The organism is Mesorhizobium sp. LNHC252B00 (assembly GCF_000502955.1).
Lineage (GTDB): Bacteria > Pseudomonadota > Alphaproteobacteria > Rhizobiales > Rhizobiaceae > Mesorhizobium.
Window position 1 is genome coordinate 1 of record NZ_AYWO01000112.1, and the last position, 557, is coordinate 557.

1 protein-coding gene is annotated in these 557 nt (G+C 59.8%); it reads right to left on the reverse strand.

All coding sequences use genetic code 11. From position 1 onward, the window contains the following. Positions 1-557 (reverse strand): IS110 family transposase (locus tag X744_RS00135; protein ID WP_023763251.1); only part of this gene is annotated, 557 nt, incomplete at both ends.

Sequence of the window (557 nt, forward strand, 5' to 3'; positions counted from 1 at the left end):
CAGCGGGCCGACGCCTGGGATTTCCATCAACCTGCGACCAAGCTCGGTCTCACGCGCATTCGCCCGAACCCTACGATCGTTTTCGAGGATCTGTTTCTTCACGACCCTGAGCTGCGCCTCAAGCATGCGAAGGCATAGCCGCGCGTCAGCTGGTATCCTGGTCTCGTTCTCGTCGTTGACGACCACGAGCAGTTGCTCAATCCCATTCCGCCCGATCGGCGCTACGATCCCGAACTCGGATAGGTGTGCCCGCAACGCGTTCGATATCTGCGTGCGCTGGCGGTTGAGCATCAACCGGACCCGGTGCAGCATCATCACACTTTGCTGCTCGGGTGATTTCACAGGCACGAAGCGCATGGTCGGCCGAGTGACCGCCTCGCAGATCGCCTCTGCATCTGCGGCATCATTCTTCTGCCGCTTCAGATAAGGCTTCACATACTGTGCCGGCAGCAGCCGGACATCATGGCCACGTGCAGTCAGTTCTCTCGCCCAATAATGCGACGAGCTGCAGGCTTCGATACCGACCAGGCAACGTGGCAGGCTCTCGAAGAATGCCA